17 protein-coding genes are annotated in these 21,749 nt (G+C 45.4%); 11 read left to right on the plus strand and 6 right to left on the minus strand.

The window, feature by feature from the left end; genetic code table 11:
• Positions 1 to 100 precede the first annotated feature (100 nt).
• The gene (locus ACO6V5_RS24940; RefSeq protein ID WP_422409499.1) at positions 101 to 1,300 is read left to right on the plus strand and encodes a glycine C-acetyltransferase; all 1,200 of its coding nucleotides are present in this window, start codon (positions 101 to 103) and stop codon (positions 1,298 to 1,300) included.
• A gap of 34 nt (positions 1,301 to 1,334) precedes the next feature.
• Entirely contained in the window at positions 1,335 to 2,360 is a 1,026-nt protein-coding gene (gene tdh / locus ACO6V5_RS24945; RefSeq protein ID WP_422135049.1) for an L-threonine 3-dehydrogenase, read from the plus strand.
• Between the two features lie 135 nt (positions 2,361 to 2,495).
• On the opposite strand, the gene pstB is transcribed toward tdh, so the two are convergent.
• The 4 genes from pstB to pstS all read right to left on the minus strand — a co-directional run bounded on the left by pstB (position 2,496) and on the right by pstS (position 6,237).
• Positions 2,496 to 3,245 (minus strand): phosphate ABC transporter ATP-binding protein PstB, encoded by a 750-nt coding sequence (gene pstB / locus ACO6V5_RS24950; protein ID WP_422137138.1) that lies wholly within the window; start codon positions 3,243 to 3,245, stop codon positions 2,496 to 2,498.
• A 92-nt stretch (positions 3,246 to 3,337) separates the two neighbouring features.
• Positions 3,338 to 4,180: a phosphate ABC transporter permease PstA gene (gene pstA / locus ACO6V5_RS24955; protein WP_422135048.1), complete on the minus strand. Its 843-nt coding sequence runs from the start codon at positions 4,178 to 4,180 to the stop codon at positions 3,338 to 3,340.
• On the minus strand, positions 4,180 to 5,091 hold the full coding sequence (gene pstC / locus ACO6V5_RS24960; protein ID WP_422492182.1) for a phosphate ABC transporter permease subunit PstC: 912 nt from the start codon (positions 5,089 to 5,091) through the stop codon (positions 4,180 to 4,182). Before pstC ends, pstA begins: the two co-directional genes overlap by 1 nt.
• 96 nt (positions 5,092 to 5,187) lie before the next feature.
• Positions 5,188 to 6,237 carry a phosphate ABC transporter substrate-binding protein PstS gene (gene pstS, locus ACO6V5_RS24965; RefSeq protein WP_422135046.1) on the minus strand — a complete coding sequence of 350 codons (1,050 nt, stop codon included), beginning with the start codon at positions 6,235 to 6,237 and terminating at the stop codon, positions 5,188 to 5,190.
• Between the two features lie 340 nt (positions 6,238 to 6,577).
• Between pstS and ACO6V5_RS24970 the strand changes: the two genes are divergently transcribed.
• From ACO6V5_RS24970 to ACO6V5_RS25005, 8 genes are all read left to right on the plus strand, one after another.
• On the plus strand, positions 6,578 to 7,561 hold the full coding sequence (locus ACO6V5_RS24970; protein WP_422135045.1) for a transposase: 984 nt from the start codon (positions 6,578 to 6,580) through the stop codon (positions 7,559 to 7,561).
• A gap of 358 nt (positions 7,562 to 7,919) precedes the next feature.
• Positions 7,920 to 9,383 (plus strand): RING finger protein, encoded by a 1,464-nt coding sequence (locus ACO6V5_RS24975; protein WP_422135044.1) that lies wholly within the window; start codon positions 7,920 to 7,922, stop codon positions 9,381 to 9,383.
• Between the two features lie 71 nt (positions 9,384 to 9,454).
• Positions 9,455 to 10,903 (plus strand): hypothetical protein, encoded by a 1,449-nt coding sequence (locus ACO6V5_RS24980; RefSeq protein ID WP_422135043.1) that lies wholly within the window; start codon positions 9,455 to 9,457, stop codon positions 10,901 to 10,903.
• A gap of 390 nt (positions 10,904 to 11,293) precedes the next feature.
• Positions 11,294 to 12,577 (plus strand): RING finger protein, encoded by a 1,284-nt coding sequence (locus tag ACO6V5_RS24985; protein ID WP_422409495.1) that lies wholly within the window; start codon positions 11,294 to 11,296, stop codon positions 12,575 to 12,577.
• Positions 12,578 to 12,903: 326 nt separating this feature from the next.
• Complete coding sequence (locus ACO6V5_RS24990; RefSeq protein WP_422409493.1) at positions 12,904 to 14,331, plus strand: RING finger protein; 1,428 nt, start codon at positions 12,904 to 12,906, stop codon at positions 14,329 to 14,331.
• Positions 14,332 to 14,664: 333 nt separating this feature from the next.
• Complete coding sequence (locus ACO6V5_RS24995; RefSeq protein ID WP_422409491.1) at positions 14,665 to 16,086, plus strand: RING finger protein; 1,422 nt, start codon at positions 14,665 to 14,667, stop codon at positions 16,084 to 16,086.
• A gap of 305 nt (positions 16,087 to 16,391) precedes the next feature.
• Positions 16,392 to 17,666: an RING finger protein gene (locus tag ACO6V5_RS25000; protein WP_422409489.1), complete on the plus strand. Its 1,275-nt coding sequence runs from the start codon at positions 16,392 to 16,394 to the stop codon at positions 17,664 to 17,666.
• A 159-nt stretch (positions 17,667 to 17,825) separates the two neighbouring features.
• On the plus strand, positions 17,826 to 19,241 hold the full coding sequence (locus tag ACO6V5_RS25005; RefSeq protein WP_422135038.1) for an RING finger protein: 1,416 nt from the start codon (positions 17,826 to 17,828) through the stop codon (positions 19,239 to 19,241).
• Here the strand turns inward: ACO6V5_RS25005 and ACO6V5_RS25010 are convergent.
• Entirely contained in the window at positions 19,219 to 19,335 is a 117-nt protein-coding gene (locus ACO6V5_RS25010) for a hypothetical protein (protein ID WP_422135037.1), read from the minus strand. The genes ACO6V5_RS25005 and ACO6V5_RS25010 overlap by 23 nt on opposite strands.
• Positions 19,336 to 19,597: 262 nt before the next feature.
• On the opposite strand from ACO6V5_RS25010, the gene ACO6V5_RS25015 reads away from it, so the two are divergent.
• Positions 19,598 to 21,025: an RING finger protein gene (locus ACO6V5_RS25015; protein ID WP_422442531.1), complete on the plus strand. Its 1,428-nt coding sequence runs from the start codon at positions 19,598 to 19,600 to the stop codon at positions 21,023 to 21,025.
• 38 nt (positions 21,026 to 21,063) lie between these two features.
• Here the strand turns inward: ACO6V5_RS25015 and folE are convergent, their stop codons facing one another.
• Entirely contained in the window at positions 21,064 to 21,621 is a 558-nt protein-coding gene (gene folE / locus ACO6V5_RS25020) for a GTP cyclohydrolase I FolE (protein WP_317145386.1), read from the minus strand.
• Between the last annotated feature and the right edge of the window lie 128 nt (positions 21,622 to 21,749).

Genomic DNA, 21,749 nt, shown 5'->3' on the forward strand with positions numbered 1-21,749 from the left:
AGGTTGAATCGGGACTGCTTCCCTCAGAGTCTGACTGTGAAGAGAGCAGCAACTGCCTGTTCCGGCCAGCCCCTCATATTCTTAGTTTTCTGGAGCCGAAATGAAAGCCAACTTTTATGCTGGACTGCGTGAGCAGCTGGAAGACCTTAAAAAAGAAGGTTTGTACAAAAGCGAGCGAGTGATTACCTCGCAGCAGCAGGCTGATATTACTGTTGATACTGGCGAAGAAGTGATTAATTTTTGTGCTAACAATTATCTCGGGTTGGCCAATTCCCCTGAGCTGATAGACGCAGGCAGGCAGGCGCTGGATAAATATGGCTACGGTATGGCTTCCGTACGTTTTATCTGTGGAACCCAGGATGTTCACAAAGAGCTGGAAAAGCGTATTTCCGAGTTCCTGGGCATGAATGACACTATCCTGTATTCCTCCTGTTTTGACGCTAATGCCGGTTTGTTTGAAACCCTGTTGGGCCCTGAAGACGCTATCATCAGTGACTCTCTGAATCATGCCAGCATCATTGATGGTATACGTTTGTGCAAGGCGAAGCGCTTCCGCTATGCCAACAACGACATGGCAGACCTGGAAGCCAAACTGAAAGAAGCTGCAGAAGCAGGTGCGCGTTATAAGCTGATCGCAACGGACGGTGTATTCTCCATGGATGGGGTGATTGCCAACCTCAAAGGTGTCTGCGATCTGGCGGATAAGTACGATGCCATGGTCATGGTAGATGACTGTCATGCCGCAGGTTTTGTCGGTGAGAATGGCCGTGGTACCCACGAACACTGCGGTGTAATGGGTCGTGTTGACATTATTACCGGTACTCTTGGCAAAGCTTTAGGTGGTGCTTCCGGTGGTTATACCTCTGCCCGCAGCCCGGAAGTCATCGACTGGCTGCGCAACCGCTCCCGTCCTTACCTGTTCTCCAACACCCTGAGTCCAACCATTGCCAGCGCTTCTATCAAGGTGCTGGATATGCTGGAATCGGGCGGTGAGCTGCGTGAGAAGCTGCGCCACAACTCGAATTACTTCCGCACCGAGATGGAAAAGCTGGGCTTTACCCTGGCGGGTAATGGCCATGCGATCATTCCCGTCATGCTCGGCGATGCTTCTTTGGCGGCCGAGTTTGCGGAACGAATGCTGAACGAGGGAATCTATGTAGTAGGATTCTCTTTCCCTGTTGTTCCAAGGGGCGCAGCCCGAATTCGTACCCAGATGTCAGCTGCTCATAACCAGGAACATATGGATAAAGTTATTGCAGCCTTTGCTAAAGTGGGCCGTGAGCTGGGCGTTATCTCCTGAAGGACCTGCGGAGCTGAGTGAATAGGAAGCTGACATGAAAACCCTGGCAAAACTGAAAGCGGAAAAAGGCATCTGGCTGGCCGACAAGCCCAGGCCGGAACCTGGCTACAACGATGTTCTGATCAAGATTCGCAAAACAGCGATCTGTGGAACCGACATGCACATCTATAACTGGGATGAGTGGTCACAAAAAACCATTCCTGTTGGAATGCATGTAGGACACGAGTTTATTGGTGATATTGTGGAAATGGGCGAAGGCGTGCGCGGCTTTGAAATAGGTCAGCGTGTGTCCGGTGAAGGTCATATTACCTGTGGCCACTGCCGTAATTGCCGTGCCGGCCGTCGCCACCTTTGTAATTTCACGGTTGGTGTGGGTGTCAATCGGGAAGGAGCTTTCGCAGAGTACCTCTGTATACCAGCGACCAATGCTTTCCCGATTCCCGATGACATCAGTGATGATCTGGCCTCCATCTTCGATCCCTTTGGCAATGCTGTACACACTGCTCTGTCGTTTGATCTGGTGGGTGAAGATGTATTGATCACCGGTGCCGGTCCTATCGGCATTATGGCGGTTGCAATCTGCAGGCATGTCGGTGCTCGTAATGTTGTCATTACTGACGTCAACGAATACCGTCTGGATCTGGCCCGTAAAATGGGAGCTACCTGTGCTGTTAACGTTGCCACTGAAGATCTGCAAGAGGTCATGGCAAAACTGGGGATGGTAGAAGGCTTTGACGTAGGCCTGGAGATGTCTGGTAATGGTCGTGCTTTCCAACAGATGCTGGAAAACATGAACTACGGTGGCAAGGTATCCCTGCTGGGTATTCCTTCCAGCGATACCACTATTGATTGGAATCAGGTGATCTTCAAGGGTCTGGTCATCAAGGGTATTTATGGCCGTGAGATGTACGAAACCTGGTATAAAATGACCAGTATGCTCCAGTCCGGTCTGGATATTTCCCCGGTGATTACTCACCGGATGCCGGTGGATGATTTCCAGAAAGGTTTTGAAATCATGGGGTCCGGCCAGTCTGGCAAAGTGATTCTTGATTGGAGTTGACCATCTCTAACATCGACCTGTCCACGCCATAATACGACTTAGCTCTGGTTCCCATGCTTCGGTGGGTGTCTTAAAACCTCTGGTTCTGTAAAAGAAAATGTGGAGCCGAAAGGCTCCACGATCAGAAGTTAATGCTTAACCAAAGTCACCCGCGATATAGTCACGGGTCTTCTGATTTTCAGCTTTGTTGAAGATCTTGCCGGTTTTATCAAACTCAACCAGCTCACCCAGATACATAAAGCCGGTGTAATCAGAGATACGCATGGCCTGTTGCATGTTGTGAGTCACGATCACAATGGTGTACTTCTGACGCAGTTCAGTAATCAGCTCTTCAATGGCGCTGGTGGCCAGTGGATCGAGAGCCGACGTGGGTTCGTCCATCAGGATGACTTCCGGCTCCAGGGCAATGGTGCGGGCGATGCACAGACGCTGCTGCTGACCACCGGACAGGCTGCTGGCATCGGCATTCAGCTTGTCCTTCACTTCTTTCCACAGATGGGCTCGCTTCAGGGCCTTTCTGGCACGAATAGCCATTTCCGGCTTGCTCAGTCCACCTTTCATCTTCAGACCGAAGGTGATGTTGTCGTAAATGGACATAGGGAAAGGCGTAGGCTTCTGGAAAACCATACCGACTTTGGAGCGCAATTCATTCAGATCCACACCACGTTGCAGGATATTTTCGTTATCCAGCAGAATCTCACCTTCAGCCGACTGACTGCCATACAGGTCGAAGATGCGATTCATGGTGCGCAGCAGGGTGGATTTACCACAGCCGGAAGGACCAATCAGAGCCGTTACCTTGTTGTTGTAAATCGGCATGTTGATGTTCTTCAGGGCTGGTTCAGAACCTTTGCTGTAAAAGAAACTGAGGTCTTTTACTTCCATTCTGGGTTGCAGAATATCATCGGCCAGACCGGATTCTGTCTTGATTTGACTCAGGCTTTCTGTAGCCGCAGGAGCAGTAGCAATGTTCATGTTCATTTGGCTGCCTTTCGAGCTTTGATCCAACGCGGTAAAGCAGTGGACAGAATATTGATAATCAGAATAAATACGGTTATCAGCAGTGCGCCGGCCCAGGCCAGTTGATTCCAGGATTCAAAAGGGCTCATAGCATACTGATAAATGGTCACCGGCAGGTTAGCCATAGGCTTGTCCAGATCGGTGCTCATGAAGTTACTGTTGAGGGCGGTAAACAACAGGGGGGCTGTTTCACCGGTAATCCGCGCTACAGACAACAGAATACCGGTCATAATACCGGGGCCGGCTGCCCGATAGCACAGCTGGGTAATGACTCGCCAGCGCGGAGCGCCCAGTCCGCTACCTGCTTCTTTCAAGGTGGTGGGAACCAGGCGCAGCATTTCTTCTGTGGTGCTGACGATAATGGGCAGTGCCAGAATAGCCAGTGCAATGGCACCTGCCCAACCAGAAAAGGAGCCGGTGGTGACCACCACAACCTTGTAGACAAACAGGCCGACCAGAATAGAAGGTGCGCTCATCAACATACCGTTGAGAAAGCGCAGTGCTTCAGCAATTTTTGAACTCTTGTCGGATTCAGACAGCCAGGTACCAGCCAATACACCCAGAGGTGCGGCGATCAGAATACCAAGAGCGGTCAGAATCAAACTGCCAACAATGGCGTTTTTCAGGCCACCGTGGCTACCGGGTCCGGGAGTGAGTTCGGTGAAGACATGCAGACCCATGCCGGAAATACCTTTTCCGACCAGGCTGTATAGTACGCTGGCCAGAACCACCAGGCCAAACAGTGCACAGAAGGTACAGAAGCCGATGAAAGCGTAGTTCTTGAGTTTCCTGACTGGCATTATCGCTTCCTCAACAGCAGACGGGCAGTACCCATCACAATAAAGGTGAGTACAAACAGTACCAGGCCCAGACTGATCAGAGCCGAGATGTGCATCTCATTAGTCGCTTCGTTGAACTGCTGCGCAATCGTAGAAGAAATAGAGCTCGCAGGCATGAACAGTGAAGTCTCTATACGGTTGGCGCCGCCTATTACAAAGGCAACTGCCATGGTTTCTCCCAGGGCACGACCCAGGCCGAGGATTCCGGCACCCACTGCGGCATTCTTGATACTTGGCAGCAGCACTCGGGTAATGACTTCATAGGGCGTAGCGCCAACACCGTATGCTGCTTCTCTGACCACATTGGGAATGGTTTTCAGGGCGTCACGAGTTAAAGCCGTAATAATGGGCAAAATCATGAACGACAGAATGATGCCCGCCGTTAGTAGACCTATACCGATGGGGGGACCGTCAAACCAGTGGCCAATCAGAGGCAGGCCAACCAGGTTTTCCAGTGCCCAGAATTGGAAGCCTTCTGAGAACCAGGGTGCGAAGACAAAAAGACCCCACATACCGTAAATAATACTGGGTACAGCGGCCAGCAGCTCAATGGCCATGCTCACGGGGCGACTGATCCAGTCGGGGGCCAGCTCGGCCAGGAAGATCGCTGTGCCCAGACCGACAGGAATGGCAATAATAATGGCGATAAGCGAAGAAACCAGGGTGCCGTAAATAGCAGAAGCGGCACCAAACTCACTGTTTACCGGGTCCCAGACATTACGAAATACAAAGCCGGGGCCAAACTCGGAGAGAGCCAGCCAACCGCCGTCGATCAGGGAAAGGATAATCCCGATCAACACCAGAAAAATCAGAATGGCGCTGGTGAAGCTCAGTCTGTAGAAGATTGAGTCACCCTTTATAGCGCTGGGCATCGCAGTTAAAAGCATAAGCTACAACAAGACAGCTGACCAGCGCTATGCTGATCAGCTGTCGTTCGTTTCCTGTTTAAGAAAGGCTAGAATAACCGGTTACTTGATAATGGTTTGTCCGTTGCTAGTCAAGTCTTCTTTCCAGACATTCTCTACCATGTTAACTACGCTTTCCGGCATTGGGATGTAGTCCAGACCTTCTGCAAGTTCGCCGCCTTTCTCGTAGCTCCACTCGAAGAAGTCGATGATTTGCTCAGCTTTCTCGGCGTCAGCCTGATCTTTATGCATCAGGATGAAGGTCGCTGCTGTCATAGGCCAGGAGTCAGCACCAGGCTGGTTGTTCAGCAGCAATTCGAAGCCCGGAGCATTCTCCCAGTCGGCATTGGCAGCGGCAGCCTGGAAGGTTTCCATGCTTGGCTTCAGGAACTTGCCATCAGCACTGGCCAGCTGGGTGTAGGTCAGGTCGTTTTGTTTTGCAAAGGCATATTCTACATAACCGATAGCACCACGGGTACGGCCCACGAAGTTGGCGACACCAGCGTTACCGTTACCACCGATAGTGGTAGCTGCTTTTGGCCAGGTGATGTCGGTGTTTCTGCCGATATTCTCACTCCACTCCGAGCTGATCTGGCTCAGGTAATCGGTGAAGTTGTAGGTGGTACCGGAACCATCGGAACGATGGACGACATAGATAGCCTGGGCAGGAATCTCAAGATCCGGGTTCAGAGCAGTGATGCGCTCGTCATTCCACTTCTTGATTTTACCCAGGTAGATGTCTGCCAGAACTTCACCGGTCAGCTTCAGAGCACCGGACTCAATGCCAGGTACGTTGATCACTGGAACAATAGCGCCCATCACCATTGGGAACTGGATCATCTCTTCTTTATCCAGTCGCTCTTCATTCAGAGGTGCGTCGCTGGCGCCAAAGTCGACGGTTTTGGCAGTGATCTGACGGATACCACCGCCGGAACCGATGGCCTGGTAGTTGATGCGAATACCGGTTTCTTTCTGGTATTCCTCAGCCCATTTGGCATAGATCGGATGTGGGAAACTGGCTCCCGCACCGTTGATAACTTCTGTCTTGGCAGATGCAGAGAAGGACGCTGCAGCCAACATGGAGGACATTACAATAGACTTCAGAAACTTCACTTCTATTCTCCCCGAGAAACTCGCTTGGAGTGTACTTGCGTTTACAAAGAAAAATCTTTTGCCGTGCCTTAATCTGTCAGTGGGTTGTGCAAAATATTTTTCTGTTACCTCAAAATTTGATGGGTGCAAGGATAGGGGGTGAATATTTCAGTAATGTTACAGGTTTGTTTGGATTTTATGAAAATGACAGTTTTTGACTCCAGGGTGTCTCTCCTGTCTTTTTGGCAGAAAAAAAAGACACCCATAAATTAGAAAAAAAAGACACCCATAAATTTGCTTCCCCATCCACCTGGTCTACTTTTTCACCCATCACTGATTTTTTACCCAGACAGGTGAGTTCATGGCTCAGGCCCGCAATACTCTGATTGACCCCGGCTCAACGCCTTATTACCACTGCATGGCAAGATGTGTTCGTCAGGCTTACCTCTGTGGAGAGAACCACCTGACTGGCAAGAATTACGAGCATCGCCGCCAATGGGTGGTGGATAAACTTCAGGAACTGGTTTCAGTCTTTGCTATCGAAGTTTGCGCTTACGCTGTCATGTCGAATCATTATCATGTGGTTTTGCACATCAATCAGTCATCTGCCAGGAGCTGGTCACGGAATGAAGTGCTGCATCGTTGGACGACCTTGTTCAGAGGTCCACTTCTGGTGCAAAGGCATCTGGCCGCTGACAAACTGGGCAGCGCTGAATTGGCCCGTATTGATGAATATGCTGAGGAATACCGGCGTCGTTTAGCGGATATCAGCTGGTTTATGCGCTGCCTGAATGAACATCTTGCTCGTGAGGCTAATAAAGAAGACGAGTGTAAAGGACGCTTCTGGGAAGGTCGCTTTAAAAGCCAGGCATTGCTGGACGAAGCAGCGTTACTGACCTGCATGACCTACGTTGACTTGAATCCGATTCGGGCTGGAAAGGCAGAAATACCGGAAGAGTCGAACTACACGTCGATTCAGGAACGGGTGGAGCAGGTTACACATTCTGAGACTAAAAAACAGCCGCTGACCCTGAAACCTTTCTGTTTGCAGGGACAGGAAACGGACGTTGCCCTTCCCTACCTTCTTCACGACTATCTGGAACTGGTTGACTGGAGTGGCCGCATTGTCAGGACAGATAAGAAAGGTTCCATCCCGTCGCATATCCCTCGTATTCTTGAAAGACTGGAAATTGATCCGGATGAGTGGCTGAAAACCATGCAATGGAATAATCGTTTTTATCGGGCAGTTGGCCGTCTGGAGGCGATGAAGGCTTATGCACTTGAAGCCGGACAGAAGTGGCTTCGAGGTTTAAATGTCTGTAGTCGTTTGTATATGATAGGTTAGCGTAGAAGTCAGTTAAGACGTCAAAGACCCTCTCTTTATCTCTCTTCGACTCATGTCGGAATGAATTTGCATTGTCTGAATTATGGCTTGAACAGCCTCTGTTCGTTGGATGGCGATGTGTGGCTCAATGATACGCTACTTGAAGATAGATTTTCTGATCCTTTTTGGGAATACAGTTTTTGAAGGTCTTGTTTTTATTTTTATGGGTGTCTTATTTTTTTCTGTGGCTGGCCTCAATGGCAACATCCAGACCTGCTTTTTCTATGGGTCTTCATAGCCTATAAATATATGTGCTAAGGAAGCTCACATAAGGCTCACTGATAGCAATGTAGCTTTTTTAACGAATACAGGTGAAAGTATGGCTATAACATGTGTCTTAAAGACACTTTTGTTTTCAATGTTTTTGTTTTTTTATCAGCAGGGGCTTGCAAACGACACCTATCGTCTTGAAAAATTTCGTAACTATCAAATGAAAAACTGGAAACCCCTTTCAAAAGAGCAACAAAACTGCAGAGATCAACCCGACATAAGCCCACTTGAAAATATTCGTATTGGCTTTGTCAGGCTTAACTTAGAATCTGATGACCTATCCGGAGATGAGCGACTGGAAACCTGTGAAACTTACGAAGTTGATGAGCAAGACTTTAATCGTATGACCAACTTTTATTTTAATTATGTGAACACGGGTAATCCTGAATTTCGAAAAAATCGCATTCAAAGAGTATTGAGACTCATACATCGTATATTCGCTATTAATATAAACAGGTTCAATAGTCAAAGCCGCTTAGAGAAAGGGGTGGTCTATACAACGGCAAGAAGCCTTTTTGATCAACTGTTTTTGTCTGTCAACATAAATGGCAGAAGTAATCCCTATTTCAATTATTTTCATTTAGTTCAGGGGGAAAAACAGTGCAATTATGTTGGGGTTAATAACGGTCTGGTCCTGATGTTTCTTGCTTTTCTTGCACCCAACTTTCTTTCCAGGGATCGACTTTATACCTACTTTTGTATCTTGGCTGACATATACACCGGAGAAAGCTGCGATCAAGCATTCGACCGTGCATTGCTTTGTGAAAATATCAATGCATATGATTGTCCGCAGTCCCTTTCAAGTCAGTTGAAAGCAGCCGAATTGGACGCAGGAATAGCGCTTCTGATCGGTTTAACTGCAATGGCATCAGCGGCTTTCCAGCGCATTGATTCAGGACTGGAGTCAGAGGAGACACTGGAAAACTTGTTGATAAGATGCTTGCCCTACGAGCTTCTGCCGATTATCTACAGTAATGCAGCCAGGCATTGTCGCCCGGGACGCTCATGCCCTGTACCTGCGTTTATGCATACCGTGAATGGCATGCAAGAATTTATATCCAGTATTATGGGTATTAACCTCACACCTTTAACGGAGGCATCATCGTTCGAAAGTCTGAAATTTCTAATGGATTATATTGAGCTTTCAGATAGTGAAGGCTCAGATAGTTTAGGTTCAAACAATGAGTTTGCTCTTGAGGAGTCGGATTCTGAGGATCAGGATCAGTCAGTAGTCGTTCGGCAACAAAATGAACTGATAGGTCAATTACGACAGGAATTGGCAAACCAATCAGCAACGGAAGAAGTGGGTGCTGTCGGAGGCGCTTTAGCAGGAACTAAAAAATGTCCAATTTGTACCGACCCATTAACAGACATTACAGTGTTAAATCGTTGTGGACATGCCGGTTTTTGCAAGACTTGTGCTGAGCGGTTTATAAATGAGCAGAGAGAATGTCCCTATTGTCGGGAAATACCCTTGTCATACATGAAGTTTATCGATATGTCTTTGCCCTGAATGTGTGCCAAGGATGCTGATACATAGCCCATTAACAACAGGAAGCTTTTTTAACGAGTGCAGGTTAAAGTATGATCCCACAATATGCCTTAAAGACGCTTTTGTTTTCAGTAATTTTGTTTTTTTATCAGCAGGGGCTGGCAAATGACACCTATGATCTTGAAGAGTTTCGCAAGTATCAAATGAAAAACTGGAAACCGCTTTCAAAAGAACAACAAAGTTGCACAGGTCAACCCGCCATGAGTCCACTTGAAAACATCTGTATTGGTTTTGTCAGACTTAATATGGAATCTGACGATGTATCTGGAGATGGCCGACTGGAAATCTGTGAAAATTACGAGGTTACTGAGCAAGACTTTAGGCTTCTGGTCAACTTTTATTTTAACTATGTGAACAGTACTGATACTCAAAATGATCGAAAAATGCGCACTCAAAGAGTACTGAGACTGATACATCATATATTCGCTATAAATATAAACCAGATCAATGGAGCAAGCCCTGACAAAAAAGAGCTAATCAGAGTTGCAGCACAAAGCCTCTTCGAATGTTTTTTTTCTTCTGAAATGAGAAATGGCGGGAAAAATCCTTATTTCCATTATTTCTCTTTAGATTCGCTAGCAAGTCAGTCCGATTATGTCGGTTTAAATAATGGTTTAGTCCTGATGCTTCTGACTTTTCTTGGTCCTCATTTTCTTTTCAGCAATGATTTTGATAACTACTTTACCGTGCTGCGTAATAGTTATACTGAAAAAAGCTACGATCGGGCATTATCCCGTGGATCGCTTTATGAAAATATCAATGAAAATTCTCCACATAGCATTGCCAGTTATTTCACTGCAGCCGGATTGGACACAGAAACAGCACTTCTAATTGGTTTAACTGCAATGGCATCTGCAGCTTTCCAGAGCCTCAACTCAGGGCAGGAATGGCCAGAGACACTGGAAACTTTGTTGCAAAGATACTTACCCTGCGAGATTCTGGGCACTGTCTACTGGAGTTTGGTTGGCCTTTTTCCTGCAGGACGTTCATGGCCTGTACCTGAGGTCATGTTTACCGTAGAGGGTATGCAAGAGTTTACACAGGTTATTTTGGGTATTGACGACACGGCTGAGTCTGCATTATTGCAAGCAGAATCTTCTCAAAGTCCGGACTGTCAATCGGATTATTCTCAGGGTTCAGACAATCAGGCTGAGGACCCTGACGGGGAGCCGCATTCTGAGCATCAGGATCAGCTAATAGTCATAAAGCAACAAAATGAACTGATAACCGAACTACGGGAGGAATCAGCAGACCAACCTGCTACGGAGGAAACGGGTGCTGTCGGAGGAACCACGGCAGGAACCAAAAAATGTCCACTTTGTGCCGACCCACTGACAGATATTATCGTGTTAGATTGTTGTGAAGACTCCGGCTTTTGCAATACTTGTGCTGATCGACTTATATATGAGCAGAGCGAATGTCTCTTTTGTCGGAACGTACCTTTGTCATACATGAAGGCTCCTGAGATGTCTTTACCTTGAATGTACGCGCAGTGCCAGTCTGATGCTTCTCCTTCCTGTTCAGTGCGGTCAGCACTTTTCCCCGGCATATACACCTGAGACCAGGCTGCAGGTGACTGGTATCAATGGCAACATCCGGATCAGCTTTTTCTATTGCTTTCCATGTCCTATAAAAGTATGTGCTAAGGAAGATCACAGAAAGATCATTAATAGTAGTGCAGCTGTTTTGACGAATGCAGGTGAAAGTATGGCCATATCATTTGCCTTAAAAACGCTTTTGTTTTCAGTGTTTTTTTTTATCAGCAGGGGCTGGCAAACGACACCTATCGCCTTGAAAAATTTCGCGATCATCAAATAAAAAACTGGAAAGAGCTTTCAAAAGAGCAACAAAAATGCACGGGTCAGCTCGGCATGAGCCCTATTGAAAATATCCGCATAGGCTTTGTCAAGCTTAATTTAGTCTCTGAAGATGTGTCTGGAGATGAGCGAGTGCAAATTTGTGAAAATTACGAGGTTGCTGAGCAAGACTTTAAACGTCTGCACAACTTTTATTTCGATTATGTGGAAATGGGTGATCCTCAATATCGAAAAGTTCGCATTCAAAGAATGCTGAGACTATTACATCGTATATTCGCTATGAATATAAATATGACCAATGAACAAAGCCGGGAAGAGAAAAAGATAATCATTACAACGGCACAAAGCCTTTTTGAACAGTTTTTTTCGACTGTCAACATAAATGGCAAAAGCAATCCTTATTTCAATTATTTCTATTCAATTCCGGAGGCCCCTCTCTCTGATTATGCTGATGTTAATAACGATCTGGTTCTGATAGTTCTTGCTTTTCTTGGTCCTCACTTTCTTTACAAGGAACAACTTTTTACCAGCTTTATTATGTTGGCTGGCATATATACCGGGCAAAGCTTCGATCAAGCATTCGACAGTGCGCTGCTCTGTGAAAATATCAATGAATATAATTCTCCGCAAAGCCTTGCCAATCAATTAAATGCAGCTGGGCTGGACGCAGGAACAGCGCTTCTAATCGGTTTAACTGCAATGGCATCAGCTGCTTTTCAGCGCATGAATTCAGAACTGGAATCGCAGGAGACACTGGAAAACTTGTTGATAAGATGCTCGCCATTCGAGCTTCTGCCCATTATCTACAGCAATATAGCCTGCCATTGCCGCCCTGGACGCTCGTGCCCTGTACCTGGGGTTATGTATACCTTATATAGCATGCAAGAGTTTACAAACAGTATTTTGGGTTTTGACCCTACATCTACATTATCATTGGCATCATCGGCAGAAAGTCTGAACTTTCTCGTGGATTATATTGTGCTTTCAGATAATGAAGGTTCAGACAGCGAGGGTTCTGTTGATGATTCGGATTCAGGGGATCAGGATCTGTCAATAGTCGTTCAACAACAAAATGAACTGATAGCCGAGCTGAGGCAAGAATTAGCAAACCAAACTGAAAAGGAGGAAGCGTGTGCTGTTGGAGGTGCCTCAGCAGAAACCAAAAAATGTCCACTTTGTACCGACCGCTTGACAAACGTTATAGCGTTACAAAGCTGTGGACACGCTGGTTTTTGCAAGAATTGTGTTGAGCGACTCATACGTGAGGAGAGGGAATGTCCCTTTTGTCGGAGCGTGCCCTTGTCATACATGAAGATTCTCGACATGTCTTTACGCTGAATCTCTGCACAGCACCAGTCTATTGCCTGATGTTTTGAAACACATCGACGAAGTACTTATAAGAATCAATGCCTGAAAGAAGACAACTGTCAAGTAACGTCTGGAACAGGGCAGGGTTATCTGAACGTTCTTTTTGTTCAGCTAAAAAGGCCAGTTTTTTCTCCCCATCGGGATACATTGGGGACTAGACTGCATGTGATTGTTGTCAATGGCAACATCCGGATCCGCTTTTTCAATTGCTCTTCATAGCCTGTGTAAATATGTGCCTGGGAACTCACAAAAAGAACGTTAACAGTAGTACAGCTTCAACGAGTGAAGGTGAAAATATGACCATGCTATGCGCCTTAAGGATACTTTTGTTTTTAGTATTTTTGTTTTTTTTTCAGCAGAGCCTGGCAAACGATACTTACAACCTTGAAGAATATCGCCATCATAAAAAGACAAACGGGAAACAGCCTTCGGAAAAACAACAAAACAGTACAGGTCAACCGGCCATGAAACCACTTGAAAACATGCGTCTTGGCTTTGTAGGGCTTAATTTAGCTTCTGACGATGTATCTGGAGATGAGCGACTGGAAATTTTTGAAAATTACGAGGTTGCTGAGCAAGACTTTAAACGTCTGGAGAGCTTTTATTTTGATTATGTGAATATGGGTGAACCTCAACGTCGAAAAGTTCGCATTCAAAGTGTATTGAGACTCATACATCGTATATTCGCTATTAATATAAATAGATTTACTGTTCAAAGTCGAGCAGAGCAAATGTCAATCAATGCAATGGCAAAAAGCCTTTTTGACCAACTGTTTATGTCTGTCAACATAAATGGCAGAAGCAATCCATATTTGAATTATTTCTATATATTTCTTGACGAACATTCATCCAGTTATGCTGATGTTGACAACGGTCTGGCCCTGATGTTTTTTGCTTTTCTTGGTCCTCAATTTCTTTCCAAGAATGACTTGTATACCGGCATTAGGATAATGCAAAACATATATACCGGAGTAAGCTGCAATCAAGCATTTGATTGTGCATTGCTTTCAGAAAATATCGATGAGTATCATTCTCCAGAAAGCCTTGCCAGTCAATTAAATGCAGCCGGATTGGACGCAGGCACAGCGCTTCTAATCGGTTTAACTACAATGGCATCAGCCGCTTTCCAGCGCATGAATTCAGGACTGGAATTGCTGCAAACACTGGAAACCGTATTGATAAGATGCTTGCCGTTCGAGCTTCTGTCGATTGTCTACAGCAATATAGCCAGGCATTGCCGCTCTGGAAACTCACGCCCTGAACCTGCGCTTATGTACTCCGTGTATGGTATGCAAATATTTACACACAGCATTGTGGGTATTAACCCCGTGCCTTTATCGGAGGCAGCATCGTTAGAAAGTCTGGAATTTTTAGTGGATTATCATGAGCTTTCAGACAGTGATTCTTCTCTTGAGGAATCGGATTTCGAGGATCAGTCAATCGTCGTTCAGCAACAAAATGAACTGATAGGCCAACTTCGACAGGAATTGGCAAGCCAATCCGCAACGGAGGAAGCGGGTGCTGTCGGGGGAGCCTCAGCAGAAACCAAAAAATGCCCACTTTGTACCGACCGCCTGACAGACCTTGTAGCGTTACATAGTTGTGGACACGCTGGTTTTTGCAGGAATTGTGCTGAGCGACTCATACGTGAGGAGAGGGAATGTCCTTTTTGTCGGAACGTACCCTTGTCATGCATGAAGATTCTCGACATGTCTTTACCCTGAATGTGTGAACAGTACCGGTCTATTGCCTGGCGCTTTGAAGCACATCGACGAAGTATTTGTAAGGATTAATGCCTTAAAGAAGACAGCTGACAAATAATGTCTGGAACAGGGCAGGGTTATCTGAACGTTCTTTTTGTTCAGCCAAAAAAGTCAGTTCTTTCTCCCCATCGGGATACATCAGAGGCTAGACTACATATGATTAGCGTCAATGGTCACATCCGGATCAGCTTTTTCTATTGCTCTCCGTAGCCAGTATAAATATGTGCCGAGGACGCTCACACAAGGCTCATTATTGGTAGTGGTACATCTGTTTCAATCAGTGAAGGAGAAAGTATGGCCATGCTATGCGCCTTAAAGACGCTTTTGTTTTTAGTGTTTTTGTTTTTTTATCAGCAGGGGGTGGCAAATGATACCTATAACCTTGAAGAATTTCGCCAGCATCATATGACAAACTGCCAGCCGCCTTCAAAAAAACAACAAAGGCTTACAGGTCAACCCGCAGTGAGCACACTTGAAAACATCCGTATTGGTTATGTAAGACTCGATCTGGAATCTGACGATGTATCTGGAGATAGACGGCTGGAAATCTGTGAAGATTACGAAGTTGATGAGCAAGACTTTAATCGGCTGAACAACTTTTATTTTGATTATGTGAATATGGGTGAGCTTCAGCATCGAAAAGATCGCATTCAAAGAGTACTTAGACTGTTGAATCGTATATTCGCTATGAACATAAATATGATCAATAAACAAAGCCCGGAAAAGAAACCGTTGGCAAATGCAAAAGCAACAAGACTTTTTGAAAAAAAGTTTTTGTCTGTCAGGGTAAACGACAGAATCAATCCTTATTTCCATTATTTCTATCCGGATTCGATAGAAAATCAGTCGAATTTTCTCGGTGTTAATAATGATTTAGTCCTGATGTATCTTGCTTTTCTTGGGCCCCACGTTCTTTTTCAGAATGACTTATATGCCTACTTTGACGTACTTCATAATAGCTATACCGATAAAAGCTGCGAGCAAGCATTCGACCGTGAATTGCTTTCTGAAAATATCAATGAATATGACTCTCCGCAAAGTCTTGCCAATCAATTAAAAGCAGCTGAATTGGACGCAGGTATAGCACTTTTAATCGGTTTGACTGTAATGGCAGCATCAGCTTTTCGGCACATGCATTTAGGACTGGAATGGCATGAGACACTGGAAGCTTTGTTACGAAGACACTTGCCAGACGAACTTTTGGCCGTTATCTACAGCAATATAGACGACCATTGTCATCCTGTGTCATCGTACACTATACCTATGGTTATGTTTACAGCGGGCGGTATGCAAGAGTTTACACACAGTATTATAGGTATTGACCCCCACGCATTATCGTCAGAAAGCCCGGACAATCGATCGGATTATTCTGAGAGTTCAGAGACTGAGTTTTTTCTTGAGGTATCGGATCCTGAGCATCAGGATCAATCAATAGTCATTCAACAACAAAATGAACTGATAGCCCAGTTACGAAGTGAGTTGTCAAGCCAAACTGCAACGGAGGAAGCGGGTGCAATTGGAGGAGCAGCAGGAGTCACCAAAAAATGTGGAGTTTGTCACGAGCCACTGCAAGAAGTAATGGGTTTTAAAAGTTGTGAACACGCTGGTTTGTGCCAGATTTGTATTGAGCGAATTATACGGGAGCAGACCGGCTGTCCCTTTTGTCGGGTAAAATCGGAATCATACAAGAGGGTTTTAGATATGTCTTCTCATTGAAAATGGGTTGTCATCTCTCCGGCTGCATCAGAATAAGCTTTCTTTATTGGTCATTATGACCATAAGTAGTTGCCAGGGACGCTCATACAAAACTCATTAATAGCAGTGCAGCTGTTATAACGAATACAGGTGAAAGTATGGTAAGACCATGTTCCTTAAAGACACTTTTGTTTTCAATGTTGTTGTTTTTTTCTCACCAGGGGCTGGCAAACGATAGTTATGATCTTGAAAGATTTCGCGAGTATCAAAAAATAAACTGGAAACCGCCTTCAAAGAAAAAACAGAGGCAATCAGGCCGACCTGTCATGGGCCCACTTGAAAACATACGCATTGGCTTTGTCAGGCTTAATTTAGAATCTGACGATTTGTTTGGAGATGTGCGACTGGAAATCTGTGAAAATTACGAGGTTTCTGAACAGGACTTTCAACGACTGCTAAACTTTTTTTTTAACTATATGAACATAGGTGATCCTAACTATCGAAAAACACATATTCTAACGGCACTGAGACTCATACACCGTATGTTCGATATCAATATGAATACGTTCATGGGAGAAAGCCCGGCAGAGAAAGAATTAATAAATACAATGGCAAAAAGCCTCTTTGTGCAAATGTTTTTATCTGACAATGTAAACGGGCGAAGCAATCCTTATTTCCTTTATTTTCATTCAGTTTCAGCAGACGATAGGTCTTATAATGCAGGTGTTAATAACGGTTTAATCTTGATGTTTCTTGCTTTTCTTGGTCCCCATTATCTTTCCCGGTTTGACTTGTCTAAATGGTTTAGCGTGCTTCAAAGACGCTATACCAAAAAAAGCTACGGTCGAGCATTCTCCTGTGAGCTGCTTGCTGGAGATGTCAATGAATATAATTCTCCGCAAAGCATTGCCAATCAATTGACTGCAGCCGCACTGGACACAGAAACAGCACTTCTAATTGGCTTAACCGCAATGGCACCAGCCGCTTCCCGGTGCTTAAATTCAGAACAGTTATGGCCAGAGACACTGGAAACCTTGTTGATGAGTCACTTGCCAGACGAACTTCTGGCCATTATCTACAACAATTTAGCCAGCCTTTGCCACAACGGACGCATCTTCCCTGTCCCTACGGTTATGTACACCTTGAGTGGCAGGCAAGATTTTACGCATAGTATTTTGGCTATTAACCCTGAACCTGCAATATCATCGGCATCATCGTCAGAAAGCCTGGACTATCAATCGGATTATTCACTGGGTTCAGACAATGAGGTTGAGGAGCCTGGTGAGGAGCTGGATTCCGGGCATCAGGATCAGTCAATAGTCATTCAGCAACAAAATGAACTGATAGCCCAATTACGACAGGAAATAGCAAGCCAACACAGAGCGGAGGAAGCCGGTGCAGTGGGAGGAGCCCCAGAAAAAGTCATAGAATGTCCGGTTTGTTTCGAACCACTGCAAGAAATAACGTTATTAGAAACTTGTGGACACGCGGGTTTATGCAGGGTTTGTGCTGAGCGATTTGTTCGGGAGCAGAGGGGATGTCCTGTTTGTCGGAAAGAACCTGAATCATTTAGAAAGATATTCTTAATGCCCCCTCATTGAATGTGTATGCAGTGCAAGTTTATTGCCTGATACTCTGACTCCATGGGAACGATAGAGTCAGTTTGTACCCATTATCAAGAGAAAGCGTTCGAGCGGGGTTCAGACCCCGCTATTTGTCGAGATCGGATGGCAGCTGTTTCAAGGAATTCAGGTGGAAGTATGACGATAGAATGTGCCTTAAAGATGCTTGTGTTTTCAGTATTTTTGTTTTTTTATCAGCAGGGGCTGGCAAACGACACCTATGACCTTGAAGAATTCCGCCAGCATCAAAAGAAAAACTGGAAACCGCCTTCAGAAAAACAACAAAGTTGCACAGGTCAGCCCGCCATACCCCCTCTTGAAAACATTCGTATTGGTTTTGTCAGGCTTAATTTAGCTTCTGACACTGTATCGGGAGATGAGCGACTGGAAATCTGTGATGATTACGAGATTTCTGAGCAAGACTTTAATCGTTTGAATAACTTTTATTTTGATTATGTGAACGTGACTGAACAATCTCGAAAACTTCGCATTCAAAGAATGCTGAGACTAATGAATTTTATATTCACTATAAATATAAATAGGACTAATGGGAAAAACCCCGAAGATAAACGAAGAATAAATGCAATAGCAGAAAGCCTCTTTGAGAAAAACTTTTTGTCTGAAAGTATAAATGGCGGGAGTGAACATTATTTCCATTATTATGATTTTGAATTTACAGCGAGTCATTACAGTTATGACGATGTTAATAAAGATTTATTTCTGATGACTTTTCTTGGTCCCCATTTTCTTTTACAGAATGAATTATATGACCACTTTAAAGTGCTGCATAACAGTTACACCAGAACAAGCTACTATCATGCATTTGAACGTGAATTACTTTCTGTAAATATTAATGAATATCATTCTCCGCAAAGTCTTGCCAATCAATTAGATACAGCTGAATTGGACGCAGGAACAGCACTTTTAATCGGATTAACTGCAATGGCATCAGCGGCTATCCAGCGCATTAATTCAGGACGGGAATGGCAAGAGACTCTGGAAACCTTGTTGATAAATTACTTGCCATACGATCTTCTGGATGTTGTCTACAGAAATATAGTCATTCATTGCCACGCTGGACGATCGTATCCAGTACCTATCGTTATGTTTACCGTGAATGGTATGCATGAGTTTACACACAGTATTTTGGGTATTGACCCCACACCTGTATCACCGCCAGAAAGGCGGGGCCACTCAGTGGATTCTTCTGAGAGCTCGGACAGTGATGGTCATATTGAGGAAACAGATACGGAGCATGAGGATGCGTCAAAAGTCATTCAACAACAAAATGAACTGATAGCCGAACTGCGACGGGAATTAGCAATCCAGTCCGAGAGGGGGGAAGCTGGTGCAGTTGGAGGAGCCTCAGGAGCAGTCAAAAAATGCCCACTATGTCGCACACCACTGGAAGACATTATGCTGTTACAAAGTTGCGGGCATGCTGGTTTCTGCAAGAATTGTGCTGAGCGAATTATAAACGAGCAGAGGGACTGTCCCTTTTGTCGGGAAGCTAGCTTATCAGTCATTAGAGTTATCGACATGTCTCTTCCTTGAATGTGTGCACAGTGCCAGATTGCCTGATGCGCTGGAGCAAATCTACGAAGTAGTTGTATGGATCAATGCCTGCAAGAAGACAACTGACGATCAATGTCTGGAGCAGACTAATGCTGTTTGCCCCATCTTCTGTCCGGCTAAAAAGTCACTGCTTTCTCTCCATCGGGATACACCCGAGAGCAGGCTTGAGGCGATTGCTGTAATGGCAACATCCGGGTCAGCTTTTTCTATGGGTCTCCATGGCCTATATAAATAGGCACTGAGGGGGGGCTCACGTAAAGCTCATTAATAGTTGTGCAGCTGTTTTAACGAATGCAGGTGAGAGTATGACCATAGGATGTGCCTTAAAGACACTTTTGTTTTCAGTATTTTTGTTTTTTTATCAGCAGGTGCTGGCAAACGACACCTATGGCCTTGAAGAATTTCGCAGGTATCGTAAGGCAAACACAAATCCACCTTTAAACGAACAACAAAGGCACGCTGATCAAAGCCCATTTGAAAACATCCGCATTGGTTTTGTCGGACTTAATTTAACCTCTGACGACCTGTCTGGAGATGAGCGATTTGAAATCAGCGGAAATTACGAGGTTGATGAGCAAGATTTTGGACGTCTGATCAGATTTTATTTTCATTATGTGAACAGGACTCACGATGGATATGATCAAAAAACTCGCATTCAAAGAGTGCTGAGACTAATACATTATATGTTCGCTATAAATATAAATCAGACCAATGTACAAAGTCCTGACAAGAAAGCGCTAATTAAAGCAATAGCACAAAGCCTCTTTGAACATTTTTTTTCGTCTGTAATGAGAGGTGGCTGGAGAAATCCTTATTTTCATTATTTCTCTTCAGATTGGGGAGCAAGTCAGTCCAATCATGTTGGACTTAATAACAATTTAGTCCTGATGCTTCTGGCTTTTCTTGGTCCTCATTTTCTTTCTGGCAATGACTTTACTAACTATTTTACCGTGCTGCGTAAGAGATATACCGGAATAACCTACAATCGGGCATTTTTCCTTGGTTGGCTTTCTGAAAATATTAATGAATACAGTTCACCGAGCAGCATTGCCGGTCAATTTATGGCAGCCGGATTCGACACGGAAATAGCACTTCTAATTGGTCTGACTGCAATGGCATCAGCAGCTTTCCACAGCATCAACTCAGGGCGGGAATGGCCGGGGACACTGGAAGCATTGCTGCGAGGGTACTTACCCTACGAGATTATGGCTACTATCTACTGGAACTTGGCTGGTTTTTGCCCCACTGGGCATTTACGCCCTGTACCTCAGGTCATGTTTACCATGGAGGGTATGCAAGAGTTTACAGAGGCTATTATGGGTATTTGCACCACACCCTCTGTGCCAGTGCAGGCAGAATCGTCAGAAAATCTGGACTATCTATCGAATTATTTTCGAGGTTCAGACGACAGCAGGGAGTTTGAAGTTGAGTTTGAGGCTTCTGGTGAGGATCCAGATTCTGCGCAGCAAAACCCGGCTGTAGTCATTCAACAACAAAATGAACTGATAGCCCAGCTGAGACAGGAATTAGCAAGCCAAACTCTAACTGAGGAAGCTGGAGCCGTTGGGGGCACTCCAGGTGAAACCGCTAAATGTCCAGTTTGTTTCGAACCACCGCATGAAATGACGGCACTAGAGCCTTGTGGACACGCTGGTTTGTGCAAGAATTGTGCTGAGCGATTTATACGGGAGCAGCGGGGGTGTCCCATTTGTCGGAAAATAACGCAATCTTACAGGAATATATACCTCGTGCCACGGCCCTGAAAAGGGGAGCCGTTAAGGCTCCCTTATACGACAGCGGATTATTTGTTACGGATAAACTGCAGGAATTCCTGACGGGAAGGCTGGTTTTCACGCATCAGGCCCAGCATGACAGAGGAGGTCATGGAAGAGTTCTGCTTTTCGACACCACGCATCATCATACACATGTGTTTGGCTTCAATGACAACACCCACCCCTTTTGCACCCGTAGCTTCAACAATTGCGTCGGCAATCTGCCTGGTCATGTTTTCCTGAATCTGTAGACGACGGGCAAACATATCCACGATGCGGGCGAACTTGGACAAGCCCAGCACTTTGCCATCAGGGATGTAACCAATGTGGCACTTGCCAATAAAGGGCAGCATGTGGTGTTCGCACATGGAGTAGAGTTCAATATCCCTGACGACCACCATTTCGCTGATATCGGACTCGAACACCGCGTTATTGACAATATCCTCAAGACTTTGCTCATAACCGCGTGTCAGGAACTGCATGGCCTTGGCGGCACGTTTCGGGGTTTCTCTCAGGCCATCACGGTGAATATCTTCTCCCAGGGATTCGAGAATGGCTTTGTAATGTTCGCTCAGATGTTCGGTCATGGATCGCTCAATAGTGACATGAAAAGTAGTGGCATGAAGAGGGCAGGGGGCGGATACTGTCTGTCCTTCATGGGTAGTTCATGTAAAAAATTGGCCAGAGTTTAACATAAAGGGGGCCATGTGGAACG

Origin of the sequence: Endozoicomonas sp. ALD068, from assembly GCF_049310145.1 — a bacterium.
GTDB lineage: Bacteria > Pseudomonadota > Gammaproteobacteria > Pseudomonadales > Endozoicomonadaceae > Endozoicomonas_A.